Annotated in this window: 15 protein-coding genes; 8 read left to right on the top strand and 7 right to left on the bottom strand. The window is 75.6% G+C overall.

Going from position 1 to position 16315, the window contains the following annotated elements; genetic code table 11:
* Window positions 1-29: 29 nt before the first annotated feature.
* Window positions 30-845: a poly(ethylene terephthalate) hydrolase family protein gene (locus tag ACRAKJ_RS38990; protein WP_438922312.1), complete on the bottom strand. Its 816-nt coding sequence runs from the start codon at window positions 843-845 to the stop codon at window positions 30-32.
* 135 nt (window positions 846-980) lie between these two features.
* On the opposite strand from ACRAKJ_RS38990, the gene glmS reads away from it, so the two are divergent.
* The 5 genes from glmS to tsaE all read left to right on the top strand — a co-directional run bounded on the left by glmS (window position 981) and on the right by tsaE (window position 7100).
* A complete protein-coding gene (gene glmS / locus ACRAKJ_RS38985) occupies window positions 981-2843 on the top strand; it encodes a glutamine--fructose-6-phosphate transaminase (isomerizing) (protein ID WP_438922313.1) in 1863 nt (620 codons plus the stop codon).
* 15 nt (window positions 2844-2858) lie between these two features.
* Window positions 2859-4262, top strand: a complete 1404-nt coding sequence (locus ACRAKJ_RS38980; RefSeq protein ID WP_438922314.1) for an NAD(P)H-hydrate dehydratase — start codon at window positions 2859-2861, stop codon at window positions 4260-4262.
* A 182-nt stretch (window positions 4263-4444) separates the two neighbouring features.
* Entirely contained in the window at window positions 4445-5545 is a 1101-nt protein-coding gene (gene alr, locus ACRAKJ_RS38975) for an alanine racemase (protein WP_447008825.1), read from the top strand.
* Window positions 5542-6645: an alpha/beta fold hydrolase gene (locus ACRAKJ_RS38970; RefSeq protein WP_438922316.1), complete on the top strand. Its 1104-nt coding sequence runs from the start codon at window positions 5542-5544 to the stop codon at window positions 6643-6645. Before alr ends, ACRAKJ_RS38970 begins: the two co-directional genes overlap by 4 nt.
* Window positions 6642-7100, top strand: coding sequence for a tRNA (adenosine(37)-N6)-threonylcarbamoyltransferase complex ATPase subunit type 1 TsaE (gene tsaE, locus ACRAKJ_RS38965; RefSeq protein ID WP_438922317.1), 459 nt, complete (start codon window positions 6642-6644; stop codon window positions 7098-7100). Before ACRAKJ_RS38970 ends, tsaE begins: the two co-directional genes overlap by 4 nt.
* A 46-nt stretch (window positions 7101-7146) precedes the next feature.
* Here tsaE and ACRAKJ_RS38960 read toward each other — a convergent pair whose 3' ends face one another.
* From ACRAKJ_RS38960 to ACRAKJ_RS38945, 4 genes are read right to left on the bottom strand one after another with little or no spacing between them, the layout of a single operon-like run.
* Complete coding sequence (locus ACRAKJ_RS38960) at window positions 7147-8382, bottom strand: carboxyl transferase domain-containing protein (RefSeq protein ID WP_438922318.1); 1236 nt, start codon at window positions 8380-8382, stop codon at window positions 7147-7149.
* Window positions 8379-9704, bottom strand: coding sequence for an acyl-CoA synthetase (locus ACRAKJ_RS38955; RefSeq protein ID WP_438922319.1), 1326 nt, complete (start codon window positions 9702-9704; stop codon window positions 8379-8381). The genes ACRAKJ_RS38960 and ACRAKJ_RS38955 overlap by 4 nt, the downstream gene beginning before the upstream one ends.
* A 34-nt stretch (window positions 9705-9738) precedes the next feature.
* The gene (locus tag ACRAKJ_RS38950) at window positions 9739-10053 is read right to left on the bottom strand and encodes a thioredoxin domain-containing protein (protein ID WP_438922320.1); all 315 of its coding nucleotides are present in this window, start codon (window positions 10051-10053) and stop codon (window positions 9739-9741) included.
* The gene (locus tag ACRAKJ_RS38945) at window positions 10041-10412 is read right to left on the bottom strand and encodes a MerR family transcriptional regulator (RefSeq protein ID WP_438922321.1); all 372 of its coding nucleotides are present in this window, start codon (window positions 10410-10412) and stop codon (window positions 10041-10043) included. The genes ACRAKJ_RS38950 and ACRAKJ_RS38945 overlap by 13 nt, the downstream gene beginning before the upstream one ends.
* Window positions 10413-10514: 102 nt before the next feature.
* Between ACRAKJ_RS38945 and tsaB the strand changes: the two genes are divergently transcribed.
* From tsaB to tsaD, 3 genes are read left to right on the top strand one after another with little or no spacing between them, the layout of a single operon-like run.
* Window positions 10515-11189: a tRNA (adenosine(37)-N6)-threonylcarbamoyltransferase complex dimerization subunit type 1 TsaB gene (gene tsaB / locus ACRAKJ_RS38940; protein WP_438922360.1), complete on the top strand. Its 675-nt coding sequence runs from the start codon at window positions 10515-10517 to the stop codon at window positions 11187-11189.
* The gene (gene rimI, locus ACRAKJ_RS38935; RefSeq protein WP_438922322.1) at window positions 11186-11644 is read left to right on the top strand and encodes a ribosomal protein S18-alanine N-acetyltransferase; all 459 of its coding nucleotides are present in this window, start codon (window positions 11186-11188) and stop codon (window positions 11642-11644) included. Before tsaB ends, rimI begins: the two co-directional genes overlap by 4 nt.
* Window positions 11637-12689 carry a tRNA (adenosine(37)-N6)-threonylcarbamoyltransferase complex transferase subunit TsaD gene (tsaD, locus tag ACRAKJ_RS38930; RefSeq protein WP_438922323.1) on the top strand — a complete coding sequence of 351 codons (1053 nt, stop codon included), beginning with the start codon at window positions 11637-11639 and terminating at the stop codon, window positions 12687-12689. The genes rimI and tsaD overlap by 8 nt, the downstream gene beginning before the upstream one ends.
* Before the next feature lie 21 nt (window positions 12690-12710).
* Here tsaD and ACRAKJ_RS38925 read toward each other — a convergent pair whose 3' ends face one another.
* Together ACRAKJ_RS38925 and ACRAKJ_RS38920 are read right to left on the bottom strand one after the other, a co-directional pair.
* The gene (locus ACRAKJ_RS38925) at window positions 12711-12881 is read right to left on the bottom strand and encodes a hypothetical protein (protein WP_438922324.1); all 171 of its coding nucleotides are present in this window, start codon (window positions 12879-12881) and stop codon (window positions 12711-12713) included.
* A 225-nt stretch (window positions 12882-13106) separates the two neighbouring features.
* A complete protein-coding gene (locus ACRAKJ_RS38920) occupies window positions 13107-16301 on the bottom strand; it encodes a BTAD domain-containing putative transcriptional regulator (protein ID WP_438922325.1) in 3195 nt (1064 codons plus the stop codon).
* Between the last annotated feature and the right edge of the window lie 14 nt (window positions 16302-16315).

Here is a 16315-nt window from a genome sequence, read left to right as displayed (position 1 = left end):
TGGACCGGGGGCCGTCGCGCGCGCGGACCTCAGGTGCGGACGAGCGGTCCCCGCTGGAAGCCCAGCGGGGCGCCCTTCACGTCGTGGTCGAGCAGGACGTCCCACCGCCTGTCGTTCTTGAGCAGGCGCAGCAGGAACGCGGTGGTCAGCGCCCGCCCGATGCGCTGCGCGTCCCGCTCGCCCTTGCCGTCGAGCAGCAGTTCGCTCCAGTGCCTGCCCTCGGCGAACCCGAGGTGGCTGGTCTTGGGCAGCGACCGCAGCTGCACGGGACCCGCCCAGGCGTCGGCGATGGCCTCGGCGTGCCCGACGGGCGGTGCGATGCGGTCCTCGCCGGCGGCCAGGTGCAGGCCCGCGGCGGTGACCCGGCGGGCCGCGTCCAGGGCGGACGGTCGGGTCTCGGACGCGGCGAGCGTCACGACCGCGCGCACCCGGCTGTCGTCGGCGGCGGCCAGCACGGCGGCCCCGCCGCCCATGGAGTGACCCGCGACGGCGAGGTGCTCGGCGTCCACGCTGATGTCGCCGTCGCCGAGCCGGACGCCGGTGAGCACGTCGAGCGTGGTGCGCAGGTTCCCGGCGAGCAGGCGGGCGGACATCAGGGGGCCGCGCTGGGTGCCGGGGGCGGCGGCCACGACGCCCCAGGACGCGAGGTGCCGCAGGAGCGCCCGGTAGCGCTCGACGGGCTGCAACCAGCCGTGCCCGAACGCGACCGCGGGCAGGCCGAGCCCGGACGCGGGCGTGTAGACCAGGCCCGGGAGCCCGACCAGGGCGAGGTCGCCGCGCAGCACGGGGTGCGGGCCGGGCCTGCCGAGCTGGTCGAGCACCTGCTTCGCCGAGTAGCCGCTCACCGCGTGAACGGTAGTCGATCGCGCCACTCGGGGCGCACCTCCTGATTGGTCTATACCAAATGTGGTCTTGACCTGCGCAAACGCGTTGAAGTGGCTCTTTTGGGTGATGCCGCTGGTCTAGTTACGCTGTGCGGCGTGTGCGGAATCGTGGGATATGTGGGTCACCGGTCGGCGCTGGACGTCGTGCTCGACGGTTTGCGACGGCTGGAGTACCGGGGCTACGACTCGGCAGGCGTCGCCGTCCTGGACGGCGCGGGCGGCCTGGCCGTCGAGCGCAAGGCCGGTCGGCTGACCAACCTGGAGGCCCGGCTCGACGAGGTCGGGCGCGAGGGCTTCGCGGGCACCGCCGGCATGGGCCACACCCGCTGGGCCACGCACGGCGCCCCGGTCGACCGGAACTCCCACCCGCACCGCGACACCACCGGCCAGGTCGCGGTCGTGCACAACGGCATCATCGAGAACTTCGCCGCGCTGCGCGCCGAGCTGGAGGCCGACGGCATCGAGATGGCCAGCGACACGGACTCCGAGACCGCCGCCCACCTCGTCGCCCGCGCCTACGCCGACGGCGACACCAAGGGCGACCTGGCGGCCAGCGTGCGCGCCGTCGTCCGCCGCCTGGAGGGCGCGTTCACCCTCGTCGTCACGCACGCCGAGCAGCCCGACCTGGTGGTCGCCGCCCGCCGCTCGTCCCCGCTGGTCGTGGGCGTCGGCGACGGCGAGACGTTCGTGGCCAGCGACGTGTCGGCGTTCATCGAGCACACCCGCGAGGCCGTCGAGCTGGGCCAGGACCAGGTCGTCGTCATCGACCGCGACGGCTACGCGGTGACCGACTTCCACGGCGAGGAGGCCGTCGCCAAGCCGTTCACGGTCAACTGGGACCTGTCGGCCGCAGAGAAGGGCGGCCACGAGTACTTCATGCTCAAGGAGATCGAGGAGCAGCCGGAGGCGCTGGCCAACACGCTGCGCGGCCACTTCCGCGACGGCCGGATCGTCCTCGACGAGCAGCGGCTGTCCGACCAGGACCTGCGCGACGTCGACAAGGTGTTCGTCGTGGCCTGCGGTTCGGCCTACCACTCCGGCCTGGTCGCCAAGTACGCCATCGAGCACTGGACCCGGCTGCCCGTCGAGGTCGAGCTGGCCTCCGAGTTCCGCTACCGCGACCCGGTGCTCGACCGCGACACCCTCGTCGTCGCCGTGTCCCAGTCCGGCGAGACCGCCGACACGCTGGAGGCCGTGCGGCACGCCCGCGCGCAGAAGGCCCGCGTGCTGGCGGTGTGCAACACCAACGGCGCGCAGATCCCGCGCGAGTCCGACGCCGTGCTCTACACGCACGCCGGCCCCGAGATCGGCGTGGCGTCCACCAAGGCGTTCCTCGCCCAGATCGCGGCGAACTACCTGGTCGGCCTGGCCCTGGCGCAGGCGCGCGGCACCAAGTACCCGGACGAGGTGGCCCGCGAGTTCCACGAGCTGGAGGCCATGCCCGAGGCCGTGCAGAAGGTGCTGGGCACCGTCGAGCAGGTCCGCGCCCTCGGCCGCGAGCTGGCCGACTCCAAGGCGGTGCTGTTCCTCGGCCGCCACGTCGGCTACCCGGTGGCGCTCGAAGGCGCGCTCAAGCTCAAGGAACTGGCGTACATGCACGCCGAGGGCTTCGCGGCGGGCGAGCTGAAGCACGGCCCGATCGCGCTGATCGAGCCCGGCCTGCCGGTCGTCGTGGTGATGCCGTCGCCCAAGGGCCGCGCGCAGCTGCACTCGAAGCTGGTGTCCAACATCTCGGAGATCCAGGCCCGCGGCGCGCGCACGATCGTGATCGCCGAGGAGGGTGACGAGACGGTGCGGCCGTTCGCGGACCACCTGATCGAGATCCCCGCGGTGCCGACGCTGCTCCAGCCGCTGATCTCCACCGTGCCGCTCCAGGTGCTGGCGGCGGAGATCGCCCGCAGCCGCGGGTACGACGTGGACAAGCCCCGCAACCTCGCCAAGTCCGTCACCGTCGAGTAGGGCAGGCTGGACCCCATGCGGGGTCTGTGGACGACGGCACGGGTCAGGGAGGCCGAGGAACGCGTCCTGGCGGTCGTGCCGCCGGGTGCGCTGATGCGGCGGGCGGCGTTCGGCGTGGCCGTCGTCGCGGCGGAGCTGCTCGCCGGGCGGCGGCGGGTCGGCCTGCTGGTCGGCGCGGGCAACAACGGCGGCGACGCGCTGTGGGCCGGCTACTACCTGCGCAAGCGGGGCGTGGCCGTGTCCGCGGTGCTGCTCTCGCCGTCGCGGGCGCACGCCGAGGGGCTGGCCGCGTTCCGCCGCGCCGGCGGCCGGGTGGTGGACCGCCTGGGGCCGGTGGACCTGGTGGTGGACGGCATCGTGGGCCTGTCGGCGCGCGGCCCGCTGCGACCCGACGCCGCCGAGCACGTGGCGGCGCTCGACGCGCCGGTGCTGGCCGTGGACCTGCCCAGCGGCGTGGACCCGGACACCGGCCACGTCGCCGGGCCCGCGGTGCGGGCGCACACCACCGTGACGTTCGGCTGCCTCAAGCCCGTGCACGCGCTGGCCGACTGCGGCGACGTGCGGCTGGTGGACATCGGCCTGACCGGTGAGCTGCACGGCCCCGACCTGCTCGAACTGGACGCGGAGGACGTGGGCGCGGCGTGGCCGGTCCCCGGGCCCGACTCCGACAAGTACACCCAGGGCGTGACGGGCGTCGCCGCCGGCTCGTCCACCTACCCGGGCGCGGCCGTGCTCTCGACCGGCGCGGCCGTGCTGGCCACCTCGGGCATGGTCCGCTACGCGGGCGCGGCGGCGGGGGCCGTGCGGGCGCACTGGCCGGAGGCGATCTGCACGGGGTCGATCACCGACGCGGGCCGCGTGCAGGCGTGGGTCGTCGGTCCCGGGCTGGGCACGGGCCTCGGCTCCGAGCAGGTCCTCCGCACCGTCCTGGAGGCGGGTGTCCCGGTGTGCGCCGACGCGGACGCCATCACCATGCTCGCCAACAACCCCGACCTGTGGGACGCGCGCGACCCCGGCACCCCGCTCGTGCTCACCCCGCACGACCGCGAGTACGAGCGCCTGGCCGGCCCGGTCGGCGAGGACCGCGTGGCCGCCGCCCGGCGTGCCGCCGAGAAGTTCGACGCCGTGGTCCTCCTCAAGGGCCGCACCACCGTCATCGCCTCCCCGGACGGTCGCACCCTGGTCAACCGGGCCCCCGACTCCTGGGCCGCCACCGCCGGCTCGGGCGACGTCCTCTCCGGCATCCTCGGCTCCCTCCTGGCCGCCGGCCTGGACCCGCCCCTGGCCGCCGCCTCCGCCGCCCACCTCCACGCCCGCGCCGCCACCCTGGCCGCCGCCAACGCCCCCGTCCCCGCCTCGGCCCTCCTCCACGCCGTCCCCGACGCGATCCGCACCCTCCGCACCTCCCACCCCCACTGACCCCGAGAGTCCAACCCCCAGGCCCCGAGAGTCCAACGTCCAGGACCCCTGAGTTCTGCGTTCGGGACCGGCACCCCGGACCTGGACGAAGAACTCACCGGACCCGGGCGTTGGACTCTCGGGACCTGAGCGTTGGACTCTCGCGGGGGCGGTGGGCGGGCTGTGTCACCATGAGCGGTGTTATGGCTGCTCCTCGCGCTGAGGTCGTGATCGACCTCGACAACCTCCGGCACAACGTCGCCACCCTGGACGCGCTCGCGCCGGGCGCCGAGACCATGGCCGTCGTCAAGGCGGACGGGTACGGCCACGGTGCGGTGGAGGTGGCCAGGGCCGCGCTGGAGGCCGGCGCCACCTGGCTCGGGTCGTGCTCCCTGGACGAGGCGCTGCGGCTGCGCGCACACGGCGTCACCGCGCCGGTCCTCGCCTGGCTCGACCCGCCCGGCACGGACTACGCGCCCGGCGTCGAGCAGGGCGTCGACCTGTCGGCGTCGTCCACCCGCCAGCTCGACGACATCGCGGCGGCGGCGAGCCGGGTCGGCCGGCCCGCCCGCGTCCACCTCAAGGTCGACACCGGCCTGTCGCGCGGCGGCTGTCCCCCCGCCGACTGGCCCGAGCTGGTCGAGAAGGCCGCCAGGACCCCGAACGTGCAAGTCCACGCCGTCTGGTCGCACCTGGCCGCCGCCGACGAGGTGGGCCACCCGGCCACCGACATGCAGGCGGAGCGCTTCGCCGCCGCCTGGGGCGAGGCGCGCGCCGCCGGCCTGGACCCGCTGCGCCACCTGGCCAACTCGGCCGCCCTCATCACCCGCCCGGACCTGCACCTCGACCTCGTCCGGCCGGGCATCGCGGTCTACGGCCTCAACCCGGTGCCCACCCCCCTCGACCTGCGCCCGGTGATGACGTTCCGCTCGTCCGTCGCCCTCACCAAGCGCATCGCGGCCGGCGAGTCCGTCTCCTACGGCCTGACCTGGACCGCGAAGACCGACACCACGCTGGCCCTGGTTCCCGTCGGGTACGCCGACGGCGTGCCGCGCGCCCTGTCCAACCGGATGCACGTGTGGCTGGACGGCAGGCGGCGACCGGTCGTCGGCCGGGTCTGCATGGACCAGGTCGTGGTCGACTGCGGCGACGACCGGCCCGCCGAGGGCGCCGAGGTCGTGCTGTTCGGCACCGGCGGGCGCGGCGAGCCCACGGCCCGCGAGTGGGCCGACACCACCGGCACCATCGACTACGAGATCGTCACCGGCATGTACCGCCCCCGCGTGACCAGGGTGTACCGGTGAACTCCCTGTGGAAGGCCGTCGGCTGGGCGGGCGGCATCCTCGGGGCCGCCGCGACCGGCGTGGCGGTCGGCGTGGCCGCGAACCAGAAGAAGGTCTCCGACGACCGCAAGGCCGACGACCCGCACGCCGACGAACCGCTGGGCGGCCTCACCCCGAACCGCGAGTCCACTGTGGCCGCCGACGACGGCGTGCCGCTGTCGGTCGAGGAGGTCGACCCGGTGGACGGCGGCCCGGCGGACCTGGTGGTCGTCCTCGTGCACGGCTTCGCGCTGGACCGCCGCTGCTGGCACTTCCAGCGCCGCGACCTGGCGAAGCTCACCGACCCGCGGGTCCGGCAGGTCCTCTACGACCAGCGCAGCCACGGCCGCTCGGGCCGCTCCGCGGCCGAAGCCAGCACGATCGACCAGCTCGCCCAGGACCTGGACGCGGTCATCCGCACGATGGCCCCGGACGGCCCGCTGGTGCTCGTCGGCCACTCGATGGGCGGCATGACGATCATGGCGCTGGCCGAGCACCGGCCCGAGCTGTTCGCCGAACGGGTGCTCGGCGTCGCCCTCGTCGGCACGGCGGCGGGCGCGGTCGGCGGCGCGGGGCTGCCCAAGTCCGTGCTGTCCCGGCACAACCCGGTGACGATGGGCGTCGGCCGCCTCGCCGGCCTCCAGCCGGGCCTGGTCGAGTGGGTGCGGCGGCGTGCGTCGACGCTCACCTGGAGCGGCATCCGCGCGTTGGCGTTCGGCGACCGGCACGTCAGCCCGTCGCTGGTGGACCTGATGGGCAAGATGATCAACGGTGTCACGGTCCAGTCGCTCACCGAGTTCCTGGACACCCTCGGCACGCACAACCGCTACAAGGCGCTGGCCGGTCTGCGGCACTGCGAGGTGCTGGTGATCAGCGGCGACGCGGACAAGCTGACGCCGTTCTCGCACGCCGAGCGGATGGCCGAGGAGATGCCGCACGGTGAGCTGGTCCGCGTGCCCGGCGCGGGCCACATGCTCATGCTGGAGCAGGCGGACCTGGTCACCGGGCACCTGGTCGGGTTGGTCCGGCGCAGTGCCGCCGGACGGGTGGAGGGCGGACGGCAGTGGTGGCGACGGGCGTGAGCGTGACGCTCCCCGAGGTGGCGGACACCGAGGACCTGGGGCGCAGGTTGGGCGGGCTGGTGCGGGGCGGCGACCTCGTGCTGCTGTCCGGCCCGCTGGGCGCGGGCAAGACGGCGCTGGTGCGCGGCCTGGCCGCCGGCCTGGGCGTGACCGGGCGGGTCAGCTCGCCGACGTTCGTCATCGCCCGGGTGCACGACCCCGCGCCGGGCGGCCGGGGCGTGGCGCTGGTGCACGTCGACGCCTACCGGCTCGGCGGGCACCTCGACGAGCTGGACGACCTCGACCTCGACACCGACCTGGTGGACGCCGTGGTCGCCGTCGAGTGGGGCGAGGGCGTGGCCGAGCGCCTCAGCGAGGACCACCTGCTGATCACCCTGGAGCGCCGCGACGACGACGTGCGGGTGGCGCACCTGAGCCCGCACGGCGCGTGGGCCGACCGCGAACTGCCGGTGTGACCCGCGAACCGCCGGTGCGACCCGCGGGCTGCCCGTGACCCGCGGGCTACCCGTGTGACGCGATCCCGCGCACCACGCCCAGCTCGACCAGGTCCTGCGGCCGCAGCCGCAGGTCGTCGGCGAGCGCGGGCACGTCGCCGCGCTTGAGGATGTGCGCCGCCAGTTCCGGCGCGATCACCGAGAAGTAGGCGTCGGGCGTGATCCAGGTGTGCTCGGGCGAGGCCAGCGCGAGCGCTCCGCCGGAGCCGCCCTCGCCGATCACCAGGGTCGTGACGGGCACCCGGCTCCCGGCGACGGCGGCGAACAGCCCGGCGATGGCCGGGCCGACGCCCGCGCGCTCGGCCGCCGCGTCGTTGGCCGCGCCCGGCGTGTCGACCAGCGTCAGCACGGGCAGCGCGAACCGCTCGGCCAACCGGATCAGCCGGGCCGCGGTGCGGAACCCGGCGGGCGTGGTGGCCGTGCCGGTCTGCGCGGCGAACGCGACGGGCCGGTCGCCGCGCAGGCCGATGCCGCACAGCATCCCGGGGTCCACGCCGCCGGCCCGGTCACCGCTGACCGGCAACCGGAGGTCGAAGTGGTCGTCCAGGTACCGCGCCGCGCGGGGACGCCCCGGGTCGCGCGCCCGCAGCACCGCGCCCCACCCGTCGGCGGGCAGGTCCTCGGCGCCCAGGGCGCGGGGCACCTCGGCCGGGACGGCGTCACCGCGGGTCAGCAGTTCGAGGACCGCGCCGACCAGCACGTCCACGTCCCCCGGCTCCGCCACGACGTCGACCGCGCCCGCCGCGAACTGGCCCTCGGCGGTGTAGGCGGGGTCGTCGAGGTCGTCGGCCGGGCGCACCCTGCTGCCCGCGAACCCGACCTGCGCGCCCGCCACCGCGATCACGTAGTCCGCGCCCGCGCCGAGCGACGCCCACAGGCCGCCGGTCGTCGGGTCGCCGAGCACCGACACGTGCGGCAGGCCGGCCTCCCGGTGCCGCGCGCACAGCCGCGCCACCCGCTGGAGCTGCCGCAGCGACAGCATCCCCTCCTGCACCCGGCTGCCGCCGGTGGCGATCCGCGACACCACCGGCAGGCGCGCGGCCCGCGCCTGCGCGAACGCCTCCTCGACCACGTCGCCGGTGGCCGCGCCGACCGAGCCGCCGAGGAACCGGAAGTCGAACACGACCTCCACCGCCCGCCGGGCCCGCCGCCACGACACCGACTCGGTCCCGCCCGTGCGCGCCCGGGCCCGCGCCAGCTGCTCCCGGTAGCCCGGCCACCCGAGGGGATCGGCCGGGGTCACCGCAGCTCCCGCTTCAGCACCTTGCCCATGTCGTTGCGCGGCAACGCGTCCACGTACCGCACGACGCGCGGGCGCTTGTGCGGCGACAGCAGCCGCGCCACGTGGTCGGCCAGCTCCTCCGGCGCGGGCGCGCCGCCGCGGGCCACGACCCAGGCCACGACCCGTTCGCCCAGGTCCTCGTCGGGTTCGCCGGTCACCGCGACCTCGGCCACGGCGGGGTGCTCCAGCAGCGCGTTCTCGATCTCGCCCGCGCCGATCTTGTAGCCGCCGCTCTTGATCAGGTCGGTGGCGCGGCGGCCCACGATCCGGAGGTACCCGTCCGGCTCGACCACGGCCAGGTCGCCGGTGCGGAACCAGCCGTCGCGGAACGCCTCGGCGGTCGCGTCGGGCCGGTTCAGGTACTCCAGGAACAGGTTCGGGCCGCGCACCTCGACCTCGCCCGGCTCGTCGCCCACGACCCGCACCTCGACGCCGTCCAGCGGCAGGCCGACCGTGCCGGGCCGCCGGTCGCCGTCCGCGCGGACGCTGGTGTTCATCAGCGTCTCGGTCATGCCGTACCGCTCGACGACGCGCTGCCCGGTCAGCCGCTCGATGCGCTCGTGCACGGTCGCGGGCAGCGCGGCCGAACCGGACACCAGCAGCCGGGCCCCCGCGAACGCCGCCGCGTGCGCCGGTTCGTTCGCGACCCGGTGGTACATCGTCGGGACGCCGAACATCATCGTGCCGCCGGACGCCAGCGCGTCGGCCGCCGCCGCGACGCTGAACGACCCCAGGTGGTGCAGGGTGCCGCCGCGCCGCAGCGGCCCCAGCACGCCGACGCCCAGGCCGTGCACGTGGAACAGCGGCAGGCCGTGCACCACGACGTCGTCGGCGGTCCACCGCCAGGCCGCCGCCAGCGCGTCGAGGTTGGTGGCCAGCGCCCGGCGCGGCAGCACCACGCCCTTGGGCGGGCCCGTCGTGCCGCTGGTGTAGACGATCAGCGCGGGCGCCTCGGCGTCCGGCTCGGGCAGGTCGCGCGCCGGCCCGGACGGCAGCTCGTCGTCCACGACCAGGTCGGGCGCGCTGTCGGCGAGGACGTGCGCCAGCTCCCGCTCGCCGATCTTCGGGTTCAGCGGCACCACGGGCACGCCCGCCAGCAGCGCGCCGACGACGGTCACGCACGTCTCCGGCGTGTTCCGGGCCCACACGGCGACCCGCCGCAGCCCCGCCAGGCCGGACGCGACCCGGCGCGCCTCGTCGGCCACCTGCTCGTAGGTCAGCTCCCGGTCGGGGAAGCGCAGGGCGGTCTTCGTCGACGGCGTGACCAACGCGGGCAGCAGCATCCACCCACAGTGACCGGCCGAACCGCCCTGCGCATCACAAGTGTGGTTCGAGCCACGCCATCAGGTGGATCTTCGGCCGTGCGCCGACGGCCTGGGCCACCAGTTCGCCGTCCTTGTAGAGCTGGAGCGTGGGCGCGGACATGATCCGCTGGTCGCGCGCCGTGCGCGGGTTCCGGTCCGTGTCGAGCTTCACCACGGTCAGGTCGTCGCGCTCGGCGTCGATCTCGGCGAGCACCGGTTCGAGCATCCGGCACGGCGGGCACCAGTCGGCCCGGAACTCCACCAGCACGGTCCCGGTGGACACCGCCTCGGCGAAGGTGTCGTCGGTCAGTTCGGTCAGCGTGCGCACGGTCTGCTCCTCTGCTCGGCGTCGTCCAGTTGCGCGCGCACCCGGTCGCGGGCCTCGTTCAGCCGCGCGATGCACTCGTCCAGCTCGGCGAGCTTGCGCCGGTACACCGCGACCGACGCCGGGCAGGCGTCACCGCTGGCGTGCCCGTCGCGCAGGCACTGGACGAACGGGCGGGTGTCCTCCAGGGCGAACCCGATGCCGGTCAGCGACCGGATCTCGGCGACCAGCCGCAGGTCGTCCTCGCGGTACTCCCGCTGCCCGTTCGCCCCGCGCCGGTCCGGCAGCAGGCCGAGGGACTCGTAGTAGCGCAGCGCACGGGTGGTCGTCCCGCCCCGCCGCGCCAGTTCTCCGATGCGCACGGTGTCGATCCTCCGACTTGACGTCCACGTCAAGTCCAGTGTGAGCGGCCCACCGGGTCGCCGGGTTCTGGGTGGCGGTGGTCACCTCTATCCTTGTCCGTTGTGCTGGTGCTCGCCTTGGACACCGCGACCCCCGCCGTGACGGCCGGTGTCGTGGAACTGACCCCCGACTCGCCCCCGCGACTGCTCGCCGAGCGGGTGACGGTCAACGCGAAGGCGCACGGCGAGCTGCTCACCCCGCACCTCCAGGAGGCGCTGGCGGAGGCCGGGCGCACCCTGGCCGACCTCGACGCCGTCGTGTGCGGGTCGGGCCCCGGGCCGTTCACCGGGCTGCGCGTCGGCCTGGTCACCGCCGCCGCGCTCGGGCAGGCGCTCAACCGGCCCGTCTACCCGGTGCCCACGCCCGACGCCATCGCGCTCGACGCGGCGACCGGCAAGCCGCTGCTCGTGGCCACCGACGCCCGCCGCAAGGAGGTCTACTGGGCGGCCTACGACGCGGCCGGGCGGCGCACCGACGGCCCGCACGTGGACCGGCCCGCGGACCTGGTGGCGAAGCTGCCCGCCGTGGCGTCCGCCGCGGGCGAGGGCGCCGAGATCTACGCCGACGTGCTGGGCCTGCCCGTCGTGGGGGTGCGCCACCCGTCGCCGGTGTCCCTGGTGGCCGCCGCGGCCGACGAACTGCTGGCCGGCGCCCGACCGGCCGCCCTCACCCCGCTCTACCTGCGGCGGCCCGACGCCGTGGAACCGGTCGGCCGCAAGCGGGTGACCCGCGCGTGAAGGCCCGCACCCTCACCATCGCCCCGCTGCGGCACGAGGACGCGGCGCGGTGCGCGGAGATCGAACAGGACCTGTTCCCCGGCGACGACCCGTGGAGCGAGCAGGCGTTCCGCAGCGAGCTGGACCACGGCAACCACTACGTCGGCGCGTACCTCGGCGGCGAGCTGATCGGGTACGCGGGCCTGGCCCTGACCGACTTCGAGAGCAGCGTGCACACCATCGCCGTGGTCCGAGACCACCAGGGCGGCGGCGTCGGCAAGGCGCTGCTGCGCACCCTGCTGGCCAAGGCCGACGAGGCGGGCCTGCCGGTGTTCCTGGAGGTGCGGACCGACAACGTGCCCGCGATCACCCTGTACCTGGCGCACGGGTTCGAGCACCTCGGCCTGCGCCGCCGCTACTACCAGCCGTCGGGCGCCGACGCGTACACGATGGGAAGGCCCGCGAACCGTGACTGACCGGCTCATCCTCGGTATCGAGAGCTCGTGCGACGAGACCGGCGTCGGCATCGTCCGGCTCGGCCCGGACGGGGCGGTGGAACTGCTCGCCGACGAGGTCGCCTCCAGCGTCGAGGAGCACGCCCGCTTCGGCGGCGTCGTGCCCGAGGTCGCGTCCCGGGCGCACCTGGAGGCGATGGTCCCGACCATGCGCCGGGCGGTGGAGAAGGCCGGGGTCGAGCTGCGCGACGTGCACTCGATCGCGGTCACCGCCGGGCCGGGCCTGGCGGGCGCGCTGCTGGTCGGCGTGTCGGCGGCCAAGGCTTACGCGGCGGCGCTTGGCAAGCCCTTGTTCGGGGTGAACCACCTGGCCGGGCACGTCGCCGCGGACACCCTCCAGCACGGGCCGCTGCCGAAGCGCTGCCTGGCGCTGCTGGTGTCCGGCGGCCACTCGCAGCTGCTGCTGGTGGAGGGGCTGGCGGAGCGGATCACCGAGATCGGGTCCACCGTCGACGACGCGGCGGGCGAGGCGTACGACAAGGTGGCCCGGCTGCTGGACCTGCCCTACCCGGGCGGCCCGCCCATCGACCGGCTCGCCAAGCAGGGCGACGGGTGCGCCATCGCGTTCCCGCGCGGGCTGACCGGGCCGCGCGACTCGAAGTACGACTTCTCGTTCTCGGGGTTGAAGACCTCGGTGGCGCGGTGGGTGGAGAAGCAGGAGAGGGCCGGCGAGGAGATCCCGCTGGCCGACGTGGCGGCGTCGTTCCAGGAGGCCGTGGCGGACGTGCTGACGGCCAAGGCGATCCGGGCGTGCAAGGACCTGGGCGTGGACACCCTGGTGATCTCCGGCGGGGTGGCGGCCAACTCGCGCCTCTCCGGTCTGGCGGCGGAGCGCTGCGCCGCGGCGGGCATCGAGCTGCGCGTGCCCAGCCCCCGCCTGTGCACCGACAACGGCGCGATGATCGCCGCCCTGGGCGCGCACCTGGTCGCGGCGGGCGCCGAGCCGTCCCCGATGACCCTGTCCACCACCCCCGGCCTGCCGGTGAGCACCATCCAGATCAAGTAAGTCGTTGGATCGCAGGATTGTTCAACAATCCTGCGATCCAACAAACCCGCCAGTCATGCCCGCAGCAGCCACGGCGTCAAAGGCCGCCCGGTAGTCAGGTTCGCCCAGGGCGGTGCGGGCGGCAGTGGCGATCCGGTCCACGTCGAAGCGCTCGCCCATCGACAGCAGGACGCCGACCGAGTCGCGGGTCACCGCCGCCGCGCCCAGGTCCTCGTCCGTCGAAGCGCCTGCCCCATCGGCGGCAGGACGCCGACGGAGATCGCCGCCTCAGGCGCGCACCTGGTCGCGGCGGGTGTCGAGCCATCCCCGATGACGCCGTCCGCCATCCCCGGCCTGCCGGTGACCGCCATCCCCGGCCTGCCGGTGACTGCCATCCGGATCAGGTGGCTCGTTGGATCGTAGGATTGTTGAACAATCCTACGATCCAACGAGGTTGTCGGTGATGTCCATGGTGGTCCCGGCGTCGAAGGCTGCCCGGTAGTCGGGTTCGCCCAGGGCGGTGCGGGCGGTGGCGGCGATCCGGTCCACGTCGAAGCGCTCGCCCACCGGCAGCGGGACGCCGACCGAGTCGCGGGTCGCCGCCGCCGCGCCCAGCAGCCGGGCGGCCCCGGCGGCGTCCCCGGCCAGGACCAGCGCGCCCGCCAGGCCCTCCAGCCCGAGCGCCACCGCTCGCGGGTCGCCGTGCGCCCTCGCCAGGGCCAGCCCCCGCTCCTGGAACCCCCGCGCCGCCACCGCGTCGCCCCGCGCCTCGGCCACGAACCCCAGTTCGGCGAGCACCAGCGCGGACGCCGCCTCGAACCCGGCCCTCCGGTAGCGGGCCAGCAGCCACCGCAGGTGCTCCTCGGCCTCGTCCAACCGCCCCTCGCGGCGGGCGCCCAGCGCCAGCCCCGTCACCGCGAACACCTCACCCGGCACGAACCCGTGCTCCACCGCCGCACGCCGGGCGCGCCCGTGCAGCTCCCGCGCCCCGGCCAGGTCGCCGACCAGCAGCGCCACCCGCCCCAGCCACGACAGCTTGTACGACACCTCGGGCCAGGACCGCAGCTCCTCGGCCACCCGCAACCCCTCCCGGTGCACGGCGGCGGCCCGCTCGTAGTCCCCGGTCAGCTGGGCCAGCACGCCCAGCGCGAACGACGCCTTCAACTGCCCCCACCGCTCGCCCGACGCGGCCAGCGCCCGCGCGCTCCGCTCCGCCGCCTCCCGCGCCTCGTCGACCCGGCCGTGCGCCAGCGCGTGCCCGACCCGTTCGCTGAGCGCCACCGCGACACCCCACCCGTCGCCCAGCTCCTCGAACTCCGCCAGCGCCGTCGCGTTCAGCTCCTCGCCGCGGCGCGGGTCGCCGACCGTGGACAGCACGTACCCGAGGAACCACCGCGCCCGCGCCCGTTCCGCCGGGTCCTCGACCGCCGCCGGGAGGTCCGCCACCGCCGGGTCCGCCGCCCCGCCCGCGAGCAGCTCGAACGCGGTCCGCCACACGGCGGTCACCGGGTCGTCCGACGTCATCCGGTCCAGCGCCGCGCGCAGCCGGCCGCGCAGGAACCAGTACCAGGTGAGGGCCCGGGTCATCCGGGCCGCGCCGGCGGGGTCGAGGGCGTCGTGCGCGGCCCGCAGGTTCGCCGCGTCCGCGTCCAGCCGCCGCAGCCACCCCACCTGGTCGCGGGTGCGCAGCAGCGGGTCGGCGCGCTCGGCGAGGGCCAGGTGGAACCCGGCGTGCCGCCGCGCCACCCCCTCCGCCTCGCCCGCCTCGCGCAACCGCTCGCGGCCGTAGTCGGCGACGGACTCCAGCAGCCGGAACCGCGGCTCGCCGCCCTGCTCGGGCGCCACCACCAGCGACCGGTTGACCAGGCCGGTGAGCAGGTCGAGCACGTCCTCGGCGGCCACCGCGCCGCCCGCGCACACGAACTCGGCCGCGTCGAGCGAGCAGCCGTCGACGTGCACCGACAACCGGCGCAGCACGGCCCGCTCGCGCTCGTCGAGCAGGTCCCAGCTCCAGTCGATCATGGCGCGCAGCGTGCGCTGCCGGGCGGGCGCGTCCCGGTGCCCGCCGGCCAGCAGCCGGAACCGGTCGGCCAACCGGTCGAGCAGCGCGTCCACGCCGAGGCCGCGCACGCGCGTCGCCGCCAGCTCCACCGCCAGCGGCAACCCGTCGAGCCGGCGGCAGACCTCCTCGACGACCGGCCGGTTCGCGGGCGTCAGGGCGAACCCCGGAGCCGACGCGGCGGCCCGTGCGGCGAACAGCTCCACCGAGTCGGCCAAGTCGAGCGGCGGCACCTGCCACACCACCTCGGCCGCCAGCGCCAACGGCTCCTGGCTCGTGGTGAGCACCCGCAGCCCGGGGACCGACCGCAGCAGCCGCGACACCAGTGCCGCCACCGGTTCCACCAGGCGCTCGCAGTTGTCCAGCACGACCAGCGCCTCACGCCCGCGCAAGGCCGCCACGACCCGGTCCACGAGGTCGCCGCCGGGAGGACCGCCGTCCTCGCGCACCCCGAGCACCTCCGCCACGGCCGCCGTCACCAGGTCGTCGCGCGCGACCCCGGCCAGTTCGACCAGCCACACCCTGTCGGCCCACACCCCGTCGTCCACGACCCGCCGGGCGACCTCGACGGCGAGGCTGGTCTTGCCCACGCCACCCGGTCCGGTGAGCGTCACCAGCCGCGAGCGCCCGAGCAGCGCGGGGAGCTCGGCGAGCGCCCCGGCCCGGCCGACCAGCCCGGTGAGGGGGAGGGGCAGGGTGGACCGCGACGTTCCCGGGCCAACGGTCGCCGGGCCAACGGTCGCCGAGCCGGCGGTCGCCGGCGGGTCCGCAGCCGGAGCCGGGACGGCGGGCCGTGCGCCCGGGAGGTGGCCGAGGGCGGGTGCCGGGCCGCGCACGTGAGCGGGACCGGTGGGTGCCGGGTCGCGGGTGAGGGCCGAATCGCGGGTGAGGGCCGGGTCGTGGGTGAGGATCGCGCGGTGCAGGGCGGTCAGCTCCGGTCCCGGCTCCAGGCCCTGCTCCTCGGCCAGCAGGGCGCGCAGCTCGGCGTAGGCCGCCAACGCCTCCACCTGCCGCCCCGCCCGGTACAGCGCGCGCATGTGCAGACCCCGCAGCCGCTCCCGCAGCGGGTGCCGGGCCACCTCGGCGGCCAGGTCGAGCGGGTCGGCCCCGCCGGCCTCGGCCACCGCCTCCACCGCCGCCAGCCGCTCCTCCTCCCACCGCGCGGTCACCGCGCCGAACAGGTCGAACTCGGCCAGCGGCGCGCCGCGCCACAGCGCCAGCGCCTCCCCGGGCCTCCCCGCCGCCACCAGCTCCCGGAACGCGAGCAGGTCCAGCCCGCCCGGTCCGACCGCCAGCGCGTAGCCCGCCGGCCCGTGCCGCACCAGCGACCGCGCGCCCGGCTCGGCCGCCCCCAGCGCGCGGCGCAGCTGGGACACCTTGGTCTGGAGCGTGTTCACCGGGTTCCCGGGCGGCTCGTCGCCCCACAGGTCGAACGCCAGCCGGTCCGCCGACACCGGCCGCCCCTCGTGCACGAGCAGGTCCGCCAGCAGCAGCCGCACCTTCGCCTCGGGCACCCGCACCGGCTCGCCGCCCGCCGCCCACACCGCGAGCGGCCCCAACACCCCGAACCTCACGGGACGACCGTATC

Source organism: Saccharothrix sp. DSM 118769 (assembly GCF_052936295.1).
This window is presented reverse-complemented; position numbering and strand designations above follow the sequence as displayed.

What these genes read in the sequence shown, in the direction of transcription:
- alr (WP_447008825.1), top strand. Translation starts at nt 4,445, where the DNA reads ATGGCTGCTCCTCGCGCTGAGGTCGTGATCGACCTCGACAACCTCCGG.
- ACRAKJ_RS38955 (WP_438922319.1), bottom strand. Translation starts at nt 9,704, where the DNA reads ATGCTGCTGCCCGCGTTGGTCACGCCGTCGACGAAGACCGCCCTGCGC.
- ACRAKJ_RS38980 (WP_438922314.1), top strand. Translation starts at nt 2,859, where the DNA reads ATGCGGGGTCTGTGGACGACGGCACGGGTCAGGGAGGCCGAGGAACGC.